This is a genomic window from Duffyella gerundensis (assembly GCF_001517405.1).
Taxonomy (GTDB): domain Bacteria; phylum Pseudomonadota; class Gammaproteobacteria; order Enterobacterales; family Enterobacteriaceae; genus Duffyella; species Duffyella gerundensis.
This window is the reverse complement of record NZ_LN907827.1, coordinates 1,148,360-1,160,751: the sequence shown is the minus strand read 5'-3', so window position 1 is coordinate 1,160,751 and position 12,392 is coordinate 1,148,360. Positions and strand designations below refer to the sequence as shown.

Sequence of the window (12,392 nt, the reverse complement as noted above, 5' to 3'; positions counted from 1 at the left end):
TTCTTGTGCCCTCAGCGGATAGCAGCTTTGCAATCAGATACTCTCATCATTCGCCAACTGGGTCTGCGCCCCTGGCATGACGTCTCGCAGGCCATGCATCAATTTACCGATACCCGTGACGCGACAACCGCCGATGAAATTTGGCTGGTGGAGCATCCGCCTATTTTCACGCAGGGTCAGGCAGGAAAAGCGGAACACGTGCTGGTGCCCGGTGATATCCCGGTAGTGCAAAGCGATCGCGGCGGCCAGGTAACCTATCACGGTCCCGGCCAGCAAATCATGTATGTGCTGCTGGATGTGAAGCGCCGTAAAACCGGCGTGCGTGAGCTGGTCACCGCGCTGGAACAGACGGTGGTAGAGACGCTGGCACACTATGATGTCAGCGCCAGCGCACGGGCCGATGCGCCGGGCGTTTATGTTGGCGAGAAGAAGATCTGCTCGCTTGGCCTGCGCATCCGCAAAGGCTGCTCTTTCCATGGTCTGGCGCTGAATATCGCCATGGATTTAGCCCCCTTCCAGCGCATTAATCCCTGCGGCTATGCCGGTATGCAGATGATGCAGTTGAGTGATGTTGCGCCCGGCGTAACGCCAGCCGACGTTCAGCCACGCCTGATCGATGCCTTCTGCCAGCAGCTGGCCATCACCCGTTGCGAGTGGCGGTCGGCAGATGAACTGGATGTTCTGTGATTGTATGTGCTGTTTTACAAAATTGTAACGTTACCGCACATCAGCAGGCTGATAATTGCCCGGCAGAATGATATAATTTTTGCCAATTTATCAAATAAAGTTGATGGCGTGCTCGCTGACGCCGTTGAACCGTTATCCAAACCGGAACCGGCACATTTATGAGTAAACCAATTCAGATGGAACGCGGCGTCAAATATCGTGACGCAGACAAAATGGCGTTGATCCCGGTGAAAACCGTGGTGACCGAGCGTCAGGAGATCTTACGCAAGCCGGAGTGGATGAAGATTAAATTACCGGCCGATTCCAGTCGCATTCAGGGCATCAAAGCCGCAATGCGTAAAAATGGACTGCACTCGGTGTGTGAAGAAGCCTCCTGCCCTAACCTGGCAGAGTGTTTTAATCACGGTACGGCCACCTTTATGATTCTTGGCGCAATCTGTACCCGTCGCTGCCCTTTCTGTGACGTGGCCCACGGTCGTCCGGTGACGCCGGATAGCAACGAGCCGGGCAAACTGGCACAAACCATTGCCGACATGGCGCTGCGTTATGTTGTTATCACCTCGGTGGATCGTGACGATCTGCGTGACGGTGGTGCACAGCACTTTGCCGACTGCATCACGGCCATTCGTGAAAAGAGTCCGACGATTAAGATTGAAACGCTGGTGCCTGACTTCCGTGGCCGTATGGATCGTGCCCTGGACATTTTAACCGCCACGCCGCCAGATGTGTTTAACCATAATCTGGAGAACGTGCCCCGCGTTTATCGTCAGGTGCGTCCGGGAGCTAACTACGATTGGTCTCTGAAGCTGCTGGAGCGTTTTAAAGAGGCGCATCCTGACATTCCTACCAAATCGGGTTTGATGGTTGGACTGGGCGAAACCAACGCTGAAATCGTTGAGGTGATGCGCGATCTGCGTCGCCACGGCGTTACGATGCTGACGCTGGGTCAATATCTGCAGCCAAGCCGTCACCACCTGCCGGTGCAGCGCTACGTTAGCCCTGCCGAATTCGACGAAATGAAAGAGGAAGCGATGGCGATGGGCTTTACCCATGCCGCCTGTGGCCCGTTTGTTCGCTCTTCTTATCACGCCGATATGCAGGCCAAAGGGCTCGAAGTGAAGTAAACTTGCGCTCGATCAAAAAAGCAGCCTGCGGGCTGCTTTTTTTCGTTTAAGGCCCACGCTTTTTGGCCGCCTGTTAATGCTGAATCACTTTTTAAGTGCCTTTGCACTTTTATTTTTTATATTAAGGTCAGCTATGCAAACACGCGCCACTTTATTGCCAGAGGCAATGCCGGCACACCTGAACACTTCTCGCCTGAACGTTGGCAGCGGCGTTACCTCAGCAGAGCACATTGAGCAGATGCGGGAAAAGCTTCTGCTCGAAAATACATCTCACCTTCACGCCAATCACGCCACCTGTGGCCTGGCCCTGATCGCTACTGCGGTAAGCATGCAGTATCTCTATCAACACCAGCCCGCTTTTATCGCCGAATGGCTGGCGCAGGAAGCAGTGCAGAACGGCAACGTTGAGGATCACATCATGTCGTTCTCGCAGAATACGGGTTATCAGCAACAGCCCGTATTTGCCGATGGCTTTTCATTGCCTTCACCTTCACTTAACGCTCAGGAAGGGAGCTACCGTAGCATGACTGCCCATACAGCCGACTTGTCTTTAGCTGTCGCAGATGAACCCGCGATGATCAACGCCGCTGGCAACAATGATGTCAGCACAGACATGCTGCCCATCACAGCAACAGCCGAACCTGCAGAAGAGGCCAACAATGTCGAAACGGCCTCTGAAACGCATTCAGCAGACAGTATCGACGTGGTACTTGATGCTGGCAATCATCCGTTGCTTCAGGGCATAGCGCCCGCTAACAGCCAGATTGAAATTTATATCAACGATCAACTGGCTGGTATCAGCGAAAGCAATGCGGCGGGCATCTGGACATGGCGACACGATGAAGGGCTGGAGAACGGCACGTATCAACTTGATACTTCGATCATTGATCCCCAAGGACGCACTTTTTCACTGGCAGAGCCGTTAACCTTTACCATTGATGTTGCTGAGCAACCTTCCGGGCTGTGGATTGAAGAACTGTTGAGTCCGGCAAGCGAAATAGATTTTAGCCTGCTGTTACCCCCAGAAGAGGCAGCGGCGTCAGAAGAGTTTAGCCTGCAGATCTTGCCTGAAGCGGACGACATATGGACCGATCTGCTGCCTTCTGGCCTGACCATCACGCCGATGTCTGCAGGCAGCACAGAGAGCGATCGCTGGCATCAGGATCTCGACCTGCTCGCCGGTTCGCAGCCATAAAAAAACGACGCCCTGGTGAACCCAGCGCGTCGTTACATTTATTTACAGAGAATCAGGATTCTTTATGCGTTACGCGCTCAGCGGCGGCGGCGTCTTCTGCTGGCGTGCTTTTCGCGGTGGTACTATCATCGCTCATCGCTTTTTTAAAGCCTTTAATGGCGGAGCCTAAATCGCCGCCCAGCGAGCGCAGTTTATTGGTGCCAAACAGCAGTACGATAAGCGCACCGATGATAAGCAACTTGGCAATGCTGATACCTTCCATAACTCTTAACCTCAGAATAAGCTGTTCTGCTTATATACGCCTTTCTGATTGCTCAATACAACAGCAATCTGTAACAGGGCGTGATAGTGGTCTGCTTCCCTGCCCGTAAACGACATTAGCGTAAAACGGCGCTATTTCTTAGCCTCCAGCTCAGGTTTAGCAAAGCGCCGATTTTCCAGCACCGGCAGCGCGCTGCGGGCCTCAGCAAGGCGAGACGCAGCAAGCTCAGCAAAAATAAGCCCCGGTGCTTCCGTGCCTCTGGCGACGATCACGCCCAGCGGATCGATGGCAAGACTGTTGCCGATATTCCGCGGCCCGCATTCCCCCACCGCAACCATAAACGCCGTATTCTCCAGCGCCCGTGCGCTGCACAGCACTTCCCAGTGGCGCTCCTTCAGCGGCCCTCGCACCCATGCGGCGGGCAGAACCAGCACTTCAGCGCCGTCGAGCACCAGACGTCGTGCCAGTTCAGGAAAGCGCACGTCATAGCAGGTCATCAATCCCACCTTCATGCCGGCAACCTCAATCAACGGCGGAATCTGCGTGCCTGGCATTACCCGTCGTGATTCCTGTACGTTAAAGGCGTCGTAAAGGTGTAACTTGTCGTAGGTGGCAATCACTTCACCGCCGCGCAGAGCGACCAGTACATTAAGCGCTTTGCGATCGGCCGTGGGCACATGCAGGGTAAAAACGGTGGTTAAGGCGTTGTCTTTGCTGGCCGCTCGCAGCGCAGTCATAAAGGGGCCATTCAGCGGTTGCGCGGCGTTGATGACGTGGTCAGGATCGGCGTTATCACGCGCCAGCACCGCTTCCGGCAGGACCAGCAGCGCAGCACCGCCTGCCAGCGCCTGCTGCTGCATCAGGCTAATGCAGGTTGCCGCGTTGTCTTGCGGATCGCGGCTGACGGCAAACTGTCCCATAGCAATTTTCATGCTGTTGCCTCACTGTCCGACATTCAGCGGTTTGATGTGGTAGCGCGGTGACTCTTCATAGTCTTCACGCAGATAAAACTGATTCGCTTTGTGTCGATGCGCGTTGCAGTGCACTTCCATGCGATCGCAACCGTGCCGGACGGCGATCTGTTCGGCGTGGGCCAGAAGCTGCTGTCCAAGCCCTTTGCTGCGCTCACCTTCCGCTATACAGAAATAGCTAATGCGCGCGAAGTCCCCGGCCAGCGCCAGCTGCGGAATAAAATGCAGCGAGATAAATCCCAGCACCGTACTGCCCTCTTCCGCCACCAGCAGCGTCTCTTTTTCGTCGGCGATCAGTTGACTCAGTCGCCGGGTCATAACGTCATCGGTGCTGCCGTAGCCCAACTCGCTGAGCAACGCGCTGAGTGCAAAACTGTCATTAACCTGTGCCGGACGAATATTCATGCCGCTTCCCCGTGATGTCTCTTTCCGTCTAGTTATATAGCGTGCACATAATAAAAGCAGCAATCATTGCTGCTGGATGGACGCCAGAACGTAAAAAGGTGAGAAATGTCACTGCGCTATGGCAGCCCACACAGAAAATTTAGCGAATTAACGCAGGGCAAGAAGTGCAGTCAGGCTAATGAGTGAGATGATTTTTAGGCAAAAAAAAACCCGCCAAACGGCAGGTTTTTAGAATCTGTGCCAGAAGGTTATGCGCTGATAACGTTAGTGGCAGAAGGACCTTTCGGGCCATCAGTGATTTCAAATTCAACAGTCTGGCCTTCTGCCAGTGTTTTGAAACCGTTGCTCTGGATAGCAGAGAAGTGTACGAATACATCTTTGCTGCCATCTTCAGGAGTAATGAAACCGAATCCTTTAGATTCATTAAACCACTTAACGCTACCTTTAATCTTGGACATCTAAATTACCTTTACTTGAAAATGGACACTTAACTGTGTCGCTATTAAGTACAGCAATTGCTGTGGCGTTTGTCCAGTGCCACTTACGTAAAAAGTGATAAATATCGATTTCTTTTCATAACCGGGCATTTTATGTACGCGCTTTTAGCCCTGTTTATGCCTTGATTGCTGCGACTTTAACCACGCCTGCGATGTTAATTGATTGTTATATTTATGTTTTATCATTAGTACGCGCGCTTACTGGCTAAAAATAGAGAAAGTTGGCTCTGTAGCCGGGTAGCAGGCGGCTTTCTGCGGTTCTTGCGCAACAAAACTGCCTCCAGCGTTGACATCATTACCTCTCTTCTCCCATGCGTGAGCAGACGAACCGGTAACAGAAATGCGTAAATTTTCTTTTTACAATCAGGCACTCATCGCACGTACCGGCATTTTCAGCTTCGATGGGGTGAAAAAGACGAATTGATTTAGCGCAACAATTAATAAATAAAACTTACTTATAGCGGGAGGGTTTTGCTAAGATTTGTCTTATTAAGAAGCAACAGGGAGGACGATTGTGGTCATGAAGATCAGATGTACTGCGTGCGGCAGCAGTAAATTTTCATTTACTCACTTTGGCAAACATCCGCAGGATTTGCATGGCGCCTGCTGTGCAGCATGCCGTAAGCGACTCTGCTTACACGATCTACTACCCCAGACGCCAATCGATCCCGCTACCCGCGCACTGATCGATCGTCAGAACAGCCGGTAGCGAAACGCGCTCCCTGACAGGAGCGCTTGCTATCAGAAAATCAGCTTAAATACGCCGGTCAGCGTCAGCAGCCCCACAATGAAGATGATGGCAATGATCCACAGTAAAATTTTCATCCCTTTTCCCTCGCCTTTTAGTTCAATGTATTACGTTCATAATAAGCATAGATTATTTCAGCGTTTATGCCTGTTAGCACGCTCATCTTGCTAAAATTCTGTTTCCCTCACGTTAAGCAGGTGCGCTTTGCGGGAATAATTTTTGCGATGGCGATCGCGTCATGGAATATTTTGCTGTTTTGCCGCTTCGCTTTGCTTTTGCTCACTGTCTAAACTTTATGCGGTACCAAGAGCAGATGCAGATATATGACCTGTTAGTGAGTCATAAGGAGAACGCATGAGTACGATTAATACCAGCATGGGGCGTTACAGCCTGAAAGCTAAAAACAGAGGTGACCTGATCAAAGGGTCCATCGCTATCAATGATGAAGGCGGTACGCAGCTCTGTAAGCAGGAATTTGAAGAGCACTATCTTGACGATGTAGTTAACAACGTCATTTATCCGGTCACCGGCGGCAACCGCTATATTGCGCGTGCGCTGCGTGAACAGATGATTAAAGCCGGCTTCGAACAGCCGCACTAAGTCCCTGACATCGGGCCACACTCGCGTGGCCCGGTTGCTCGCCGTTATTGCTGACTCTGCCCGGCGCGATCACCACACACTGTCTGCCGCCTCTTCAATCCCTCGCCTGAGTTCACGCACCAGTAAATCGCTGTTAATTTCGGCTATCGACTTCGCGCCGGTCAGCGTCATCGCCACACGCATCTCTTTTTCGATTAGCGTCAACAGGTTGGCGACGCCCTTTTCACCGTGCGTCGCCAGCGCATAAAGCCACGCCCGGCCAAGCAGCACGCAGTCAGCACCGAGCGCCACCATGCGCACCACGTCAAGGCCATTGCGGATACCGCTGTCAGCAAGAATAGCGATATCCCCTTTTACCGCGTCGGCGATGGCCGGTAGTGCGCGCGCCGACGACAGCACGCCATCGAGCTGGCGACCACCATGATTCGAGACCACGATGCCATCGGCACCGAAACGCACCGCGTCACGCGCATCGTCGGCGTCAAGGATCCCCTTGATCACCATCGGGCCATCCCAAAAATCACGGATCCACTCCAGATCCTGCCAGGAGATAGAGGGATCGAAGTTATTAGCCAGCCAGCCAATGTAATCCGCCAGGCCGGTAGGCTTGCCGAGATAGGCTGAGATATTGCCCAAATCGTGCGGCCGCCCGTTGATGCCGACATCCCACGCCCATTGTGGATGGGTCGCTGACTGAATGTAACGGCGCAGCGCCGCATTGCTGCCGCTCATGCCGGAATGCGCATCGCGATAACGTGCGCCGGGCGTGGGCATATCCACGGTAAACACCAGCGTTGAGCAGCCGGCGGCTTTCGCCCGCTCCAGCGCATTGCGCATAAAGCCGCGATCGCGCAGCACATAGAGCTGAAACCACATCGGGCGGTTAATCGCCGGTGCCACCTCTTCAATCGGACAAACGGAAACGGTAGAAAGCGTAAACGGAATGCCTTTGCTGTCTGCGGCACGGGCCGCCTGCACTTCGCCGCGGCGCGCATACATGCCGCAGAGTCCTACCGGTGCCAGCGCAACCGGCATCGCCAGCGTTTCGTTGAACAGACGTGTTTCCAGGCTCAGCGCCGACATGTTTTTCAGCACTCGCTGACGCAGCGCGATGTTAGCCAGATCCTCGACGTTACGACGCAGCGTCTGTTCGGCATAGGCGCCGCCATCAATATAGTGAAATAAGAAAGGTGGCAGAATACGCTGGGCAGCGGCACGGTAGTCGCTGGCGGCGGAAATAATCATGATTCAGGTTCCTGTTGATGAGTTTGATTGCCGGGCAAGCGGGTAATACGCGCCTGGCGGGCGCTGTTTTCACTCTGGATTTTCAGCGTGCTGTGGACAAACGCCAGATGAGTCATCGCTGCCTGGCGCGCACCTTCGGCATCGCCCGCCAGAATCGCCTGCAACAATGCCCGATGCTGATCGGTAAGCTGGGCGAATAGCGTCGGCTGAATCACCATCTGCCTGCGGCTGTGAATAACGCTGGACTGCATCAACTCAAAAAAGCCGCGCATGGTTTGTAACAGCACCAGGTTATGGGACGCTTCCGCAATGGCGAGATGAAAACGGACGTCGGCCTGCGCCGCCAGTTCGGGATCGTCGTGTTCCAGAAAGGCAAGCGTGGCGTCAAAGCAATATTGCAGTCGCTCTTTATCCGCCTCGGTGGCGCGCAGCGCGGCATGCCAGGCGGTGCTGGCTTCGATGGCGTGGCGCGCTTCCAGAATGTCATAGCGGTAATCGGGATCGGCCGCCAGCAGCGAACGGATTGGCGTAACAATCTGCTGTTCTGACCAGGGGGCAAGCTGCTGTTGCAGCCAGGTGCCGCCGCCGCGCCGACTGACCAGCAGGCCGTTGCCCACCAGCTTTTGAATCGCCTCACGCAGCGACGATCGCGATACGCCCAGCTCGGCCGCCAGCTGCCGTTCCGCAGGCAAACGCATGCCTGGCTGCAGGTCACGTTGTGCAATAAGCGCGCGCAGCTGCGTGACGATGTCATCAACCAGCCGCGCCGGGGTATTTTTCATGATTGGTCATACCAAAACAGCGTTCAGAACGCACATAGTTCACGCCAGAGGGCTTACAGGCAATAAATGCGGCGAGGATATTTGCGTTATGTGAACGCTCAGAAGTTTTTTGGTGGGATTGGTAGGACCAAAAAGCGAGAGCAGTGGCCTGCCCTCGCGTGACAGCTTATATCACCGTTGAAAGCAGCAGACAGCCGATCAGGCCGCATACGGCGATAATGGTTTCCAGCGCCGACCAGGAGCGCAGCGTTTCGCCAATGGTCAGGTTGAAATACTCCTTAAACAGCCAGAAGCCGGGATCGTTAACGTGTGAGAAAATCACGCTGCCGGAACCCACAGCAATCACCATCAGCTCCGGGCTTGCACCAGAGGTGGCAATCAGCGGGGCGACGATGCCACCGGCGGTAATCGCCGCCACGGTCGCTGAGCCAAGCGCGATACGCAGCACGGCGGCGATCGACCAGGCCATAAAAATCGGTGACACGTTAGTTTCATGCATCAGCCCGGCAATGTACTTATCCACGCCGCTGTCCACCAGCACCTGCTTAAACGCGCCGCCACCACCAATAATCAACAGCATCATGGCGATAATTTTAATAGAGTCGGTAATAGTGCCCATGACCTCATCCATGCTGCGGCCGCGATTCAGACCAAAGGTGAAAATCGCGATCAGCACCGCAATCAGCGTGGCCATAATCGGATCGCCAAAGAACTCGGCGTAGGGCAGCAACACATGGCCTTTTGGCAGCACCATCTCCGCCACCGCGCGCAGCGCCATCAAAATCACCGGTACCAGCGAGGTCCAGACGCTGACACCAAAGCCCGGCATCTCCGCTTCGGTAAAGGTTTTGGGATTGTAGAGCCCTTCCGGGATCGGCTTGTCGATGCTTTTCAGAAAGCGGGCGTAAACCGGGCCGGCCAGAATCACCGTGGGAATGCCGAGCAGCGTGCCGTAAAGCAGCGTTTTGCCCATGTCAGCGTTAAACAGTGTGGCAATCGCCGTGGGACCCGGATGCGGCGGCAGAAAGCCGTGAGTCACCGACAGCGCAGCAGCCATCGGTACGCCAACGTAGAGCAGCGGCACGCGCGCCGACGCGGCAATGCTGAACACCAGCGGCAGCAGCAGCACAAAGCCCACTTCATAAAACAGCGCAAAGCCCACGGTGAAACCGGTCAGCACCAGCGCCCACTGAATGTGCTTTTCGCCAAACTTCGCAATCAGCGTGGTGGCGATGCGTTGTGCGCCGCCGCAGTCGGCCAGTAGTTTGCCCAGCATGGCACCAAAACCCATGATTAATGCCAGACTGCCGAGCGTGCCACCCACGCCCATCTTGATGGAGGTGATCACCTTGTTCACCGGCATGCCCTGCATGACCCCAACCGCCAGCGCGACCAGAATAAGGGCGATAAAGCCGTTCAGCTTGAAGCGTATCATCAGCAGCAGCAACAGCAGCACGCCGATCGCCACGATAACTAATGGCATAGGTCTTTCTCCGAGTCGTTGGGCCGTTGCAACAGCCACTTTAATGATGAGGATGACGGCCTGAGCCGTGCAGGATGACAGAAAACAATACGCGTGTTACACGCTGTTACCGATAACATGTTAACGGTAACAATCACAGGCTGAAACGTAGGCTGCTAAGGTAATTTGCGTTTTGCGAAGGGGATCAAACTTTTCAGCCGCTGTCAGCGCGCTTCCGGCCGTCGCACCGGTGCATAAAGCGGATACACTGAGCCGATACGATCAGATTAACTGCGAGGAGTTGAAGTGACTATCAGCCAGATGTACAGCGGGCAGCACACCCTTTTTGGCCGCGGCAGCCTGCAGAAGCTGCTGCCGATGCTGGCGGAGACGCCGCAGCCCACGCTGCTTTTTTGCGGACGCTCGTTCCTTAACAGCGAAGCGTATGCGGCGATCAAAGCTGAGCTTAACGAGCAGATCATCGGTTACGAAATTGTCGGCCATGAAGCGAGCCCGGCCGACGTCGATGCCTGGGTGCAGCGCTGGCGTGGCCATGTCGATCGCGTGGTGGCGATCGGCGGCGGCAGCGTGCTTGATGCGGCGAAAGCCTTTGCGGCAATGAGTCAGCAACCTGAGAATACCCTGCGCTACCTGGAAAAAGTCGGTGATTTAGCCGTTATTGCCGCCACCTTGCCGCTGATCGCCATTCCCACCACCGCCGGTACCGGCAGCGAAGTCACGCAGAATGCGGTGATTACCGATCAGGGCGAACGACCGGTAAAAGCGTCGCTGCGCCATCCGGTATTCGTCCCGGCAGTGGCTATTCTGGATGCCGATCTGCTGCGCGGCACGCCCGCGACGATTCTGGCGCACTGCGGCATTGATGCCTTTACTCACCTGTTTGAAGCCTACCTTTCAGGCAAGGGGAATCATTTCACCCGCCAGCTGGCGCTCACCGGATTGCAAAATTTTATGCGCGGCTGGCCGGATCTGCTGCGTGATGATGCCCAGGGCGATGAGGCGCGTGAAGCGATGATGCTCACCTCATGGCTGGGCGGCGTCAGTTTGAGCACGGCGGGATTAGGTGTGATTCACGGGCTGGCGGGAGAAATTGGCGCCATCAAACCCTGGCATCACGGTGAAGTCTGCGGGCGACTGCTGTTGCCGTTTCTCAATTTGCTGGACAGCGCGCCCAATGCGCAACAGCAGCAGTGGCTAACGGAGATGCAGCGGGTGCTGTTTCCCGGCACTGCGGGTTCTCCGGCCGCACAGCTAAGTGAATGGTTACAGCGCACGGCGATAACACCGTTCTGGCAGCAGCCGCCAGCGCTGACGCCGGCAGAGATCGATTGGGTGCTGACCCGTGCCAACAATAAAAACGGCGTGGTGGATTATGATAAAACGCAGCAGCGGATGCTGCTCAGCGGCGCATTTCACTGCGGCTGAAGTGAGGTGGCGCGCCCGACAGCGCGCCCTTTCCTGCTATTGCTGAGTCACGCTATTGGCGGTAAACGGCGGTAAACGGCGGTTCACCGTCCAGCATCTGTTGAATCACTTCCAGCACGCCCTGCTGATTATTGCTGCCCGCCTGATAACGGGCCGCCTGTTTTACCGCCTGCGGCGCATTGGCCATGGCAAAGCTGAAGCCTGACTGCTGCAACATTTCCAGATCGTTTCCGCCATCGCCAAACGCCAGCACCTCGTCATTGTTGATTCCCCAACGCTGCTGCAACAGCGCCAGACCGTTGGCTTTGTGCAGGCCGGGAATAATCAGATCCACCGAACCGTGCCCGCTGCTGGTTGCCGCTGCGGCGCCCGCATGCAGTCGATTAATATCATTCATTAACTGGGGAACATAATCGTCGGAGAGGTTAAGGGCGAATTTGAAGATTTTATCGTCAATATCATCAAGGCTGTTGATCGGCTGTAAGCGATGACAATAGTGCTGCATTTTCTGTAAAAACGCCTCGCTGGCCCCGGGCAGAATATAGGCGCTCTTTTTGCCGTTAATCACAAACTGCAGATCGGGATAACCGCCTTTACGCAAGGTATCGATCACCGCGGCAATATCATCACGCGAGAATTCGCCCACCAGCACATCTTCGCCCTGATTGACGATATAACCGCCGTTTTCCGCCACAAAGGCAATGTCGTTAACTATCTCCGGAAAGAACGAGATCAACTGGTGATATTGGTTGCCGCTGGCGACCACAAAGCGGATGCCGCGCCGTTTCAGTTCGGCATATTGCTGCAAAAATCGCGGCTTGTTGTATTTTTTGGCGTCGTCCAGAAAGGTGCCATCCATATCCACCGCAACCAGTTTTACCTGCGACATAATTCCTCCATCCGAAAATAACGTTAAACGCTGTGTAGAACATTACGTTAGAACGTTCGGCGGGAGGCGACAAGATAAA

Annotated in this window: 14 protein-coding genes; 5 read left to right on the top strand and 9 right to left on the bottom strand. The window is 54.8% G+C overall.

The genetic code is table 11. The features are described from left to right. The first annotated feature begins 27 nt into the window (after positions 1 to 27). From lipB to EM595_RS05260, 3 genes are all read left to right on the top strand, one after another. The gene (gene lipB / locus EM595_RS05270) at positions 28 to 687 is read left to right on the top strand and encodes a lipoyl(octanoyl) transferase LipB (RefSeq protein ID WP_067428623.1); all 660 of its coding nucleotides are present in this window, start codon (positions 28 to 30) and stop codon (positions 685 to 687) included. A gap of 158 nt (positions 688 to 845) precedes the next feature. Beyond that, positions 846 to 1,811, top strand: coding sequence for a lipoyl synthase (lipA, locus tag EM595_RS05265; RefSeq protein WP_067428620.1), 966 nt, complete (start codon positions 846 to 848; stop codon positions 1,809 to 1,811). A gap of 133 nt (positions 1,812 to 1,944) precedes the next feature. After that, a complete protein-coding gene (locus EM595_RS05260; protein ID WP_157883848.1) occupies positions 1,945 to 3,006 on the top strand; it encodes an Ig-like domain-containing protein in 1,062 nt (353 codons plus the stop codon). A 52-nt stretch (positions 3,007 to 3,058) separates the two neighbouring features. Here the strand turns inward: EM595_RS05260 and tatE are convergent, their stop codons facing one another. From tatE to EM595_RS21575, 5 genes are all read right to left on the bottom strand, one after another. Continuing rightward, on the bottom strand, positions 3,059 to 3,268 hold the full coding sequence (gene tatE, locus EM595_RS05255) for a twin-arginine translocase subunit TatE (RefSeq protein ID WP_067428615.1): 210 nt from the start codon (positions 3,266 to 3,268) through the stop codon (positions 3,059 to 3,061). A gap of 131 nt (positions 3,269 to 3,399) precedes the next feature. After that, positions 3,400 to 4,200: a deaminated glutathione amidase gene (locus tag EM595_RS05250; RefSeq protein ID WP_067428612.1), complete on the bottom strand. Its 801-nt coding sequence runs from the start codon at positions 4,198 to 4,200 to the stop codon at positions 3,400 to 3,402. Between the two features lie 9 nt (positions 4,201 to 4,209). Next, the gene (locus tag EM595_RS05245) at positions 4,210 to 4,644 is read right to left on the bottom strand and encodes a GNAT family N-acetyltransferase (RefSeq protein WP_067428609.1); all 435 of its coding nucleotides are present in this window, start codon (positions 4,642 to 4,644) and stop codon (positions 4,210 to 4,212) included. A 248-nt stretch (positions 4,645 to 4,892) separates the two neighbouring features. Then, positions 4,893 to 5,102 carry a transcription antiterminator/RNA stability regulator CspE gene (gene cspE / locus EM595_RS05240; RefSeq protein WP_067428606.1) on the bottom strand — a complete coding sequence of 70 codons (210 nt, stop codon included), beginning with the start codon at positions 5,100 to 5,102 and terminating at the stop codon, positions 4,893 to 4,895. 780 nt (positions 5,103 to 5,882) lie between these two features. Further along, the gene (locus EM595_RS21575; protein ID WP_442548578.1) at positions 5,883 to 5,966 is read right to left on the bottom strand and encodes a small membrane protein YohP; all 84 of its coding nucleotides are present in this window, start codon (positions 5,964 to 5,966) and stop codon (positions 5,883 to 5,885) included. A gap of 277 nt (positions 5,967 to 6,243) precedes the next feature. On the opposite strand from EM595_RS21575, the gene EM595_RS05235 reads away from it, so the two are divergent. Next, positions 6,244 to 6,489: a hypothetical protein gene (locus EM595_RS05235; RefSeq protein ID WP_067428603.1), complete on the top strand. Its 246-nt coding sequence runs from the start codon at positions 6,244 to 6,246 to the stop codon at positions 6,487 to 6,489. 69 nt (positions 6,490 to 6,558) lie between these two features. On the opposite strand, the gene lldD is transcribed toward EM595_RS05235, so the two are convergent. From lldD to gntT, 3 genes are all read right to left on the bottom strand, one after another. Beyond that, entirely contained in the window at positions 6,559 to 7,734 is a 1,176-nt protein-coding gene (gene lldD, locus EM595_RS05230; RefSeq protein ID WP_067428599.1) for an FMN-dependent L-lactate dehydrogenase LldD, read from the bottom strand. Beyond that, positions 7,731 to 8,516, bottom strand: a complete 786-nt coding sequence (lldR, locus tag EM595_RS05225; protein WP_067428596.1) for a transcriptional regulator LldR — start codon at positions 8,514 to 8,516, stop codon at positions 7,731 to 7,733. The genes lldD and lldR overlap by 4 nt, the downstream gene beginning before the upstream one ends. A 166-nt stretch (positions 8,517 to 8,682) precedes the next feature. Beyond that, complete coding sequence (gene gntT, locus EM595_RS05220; RefSeq protein WP_067428594.1) at positions 8,683 to 9,999, bottom strand: gluconate transporter; 1,317 nt, start codon at positions 9,997 to 9,999, stop codon at positions 8,683 to 8,685. 300 nt (positions 10,000 to 10,299) lie between these two features. Here gntT and EM595_RS05215 point away from each other — a divergent pair, with 300 nt between their 5' ends. After that, the gene (locus EM595_RS05215) at positions 10,300 to 11,424 is read left to right on the top strand and encodes an iron-containing alcohol dehydrogenase (protein WP_067435194.1); all 1,125 of its coding nucleotides are present in this window, start codon (positions 10,300 to 10,302) and stop codon (positions 11,422 to 11,424) included. Positions 11,425 to 11,476: 52 nt separating this feature from the next. Here the strand turns inward: EM595_RS05215 and EM595_RS05210 are convergent, their stop codons facing one another. Further along, on the bottom strand, positions 11,477 to 12,313 hold the full coding sequence (locus tag EM595_RS05210) for a Cof-type HAD-IIB family hydrolase (protein WP_067428591.1): 837 nt from the start codon (positions 12,311 to 12,313) through the stop codon (positions 11,477 to 11,479). Between the last annotated feature and the right edge of the window lie 79 nt (positions 12,314 to 12,392).

What these genes read in the sequence shown, in the direction of transcription:
- EM595_RS05245 (WP_067428609.1), bottom strand. Translation starts at nt 4,644, where the DNA reads ATGAATATTCGTCCGGCACAGGTTAATGACAGTTTTGCACTCAGCGCG.
- EM595_RS21575 (WP_442548578.1), bottom strand. Translation starts at nt 5,966, where the DNA reads ATGAAAATTTTACTGTGGATCATTGCCATCATCTTCATTGTGGGGCTG.
- cspE (WP_067428606.1), bottom strand. Translation starts at nt 5,102, where the DNA reads ATGTCCAAGATTAAAGGTAGCGTTAAGTGGTTTAATGAATCTAAAGGA.
- EM595_RS05250 (WP_067428612.1), bottom strand. Translation starts at nt 4,200, where the DNA reads ATGAAAATTGCTATGGGACAGTTTGCCGTCAGCCGCGATCCGCAAGAC.
- EM595_RS05235 (WP_067428603.1), top strand. Translation starts at nt 6,244, where the DNA reads ATGAGTACGATTAATACCAGCATGGGGCGTTACAGCCTGAAAGCTAAA.
- gntT (WP_067428594.1), bottom strand. Translation starts at nt 9,999, where the DNA reads ATGCCATTAGTTATCGTGGCGATCGGCGTGCTGCTGTTGCTGCTGCTG.
- lipA (WP_067428620.1), top strand. Translation starts at nt 846, where the DNA reads ATGAGTAAACCAATTCAGATGGAACGCGGCGTCAAATATCGTGACGCA.
- EM595_RS05260 (WP_157883848.1), top strand. Translation starts at nt 1,945, where the DNA reads ATGCAAACACGCGCCACTTTATTGCCAGAGGCAATGCCGGCACACCTG.
- EM595_RS05210 (WP_067428591.1), bottom strand. Translation starts at nt 12,313, where the DNA reads ATGTCGCAGGTAAAACTGGTTGCGGTGGATATGGATGGCACCTTTCTG.
- lldD (WP_067428599.1), bottom strand. Translation starts at nt 7,734, where the DNA reads ATGATTATTTCCGCCGCCAGCGACTACCGTGCCGCTGCCCAGCGTATT.
- lldR (WP_067428596.1), bottom strand. Translation starts at nt 8,516, where the DNA reads ATGAAAAATACCCCGGCGCGGCTGGTTGATGACATCGTCACGCAGCTG.
- EM595_RS05215 (WP_067435194.1), top strand. Translation starts at nt 10,300, where the DNA reads ATGTACAGCGGGCAGCACACCCTTTTTGGCCGCGGCAGCCTGCAGAAG.
- tatE (WP_067428615.1), bottom strand. Translation starts at nt 3,268, where the DNA reads ATGGAAGGTATCAGCATTGCCAAGTTGCTTATCATCGGTGCGCTTATC.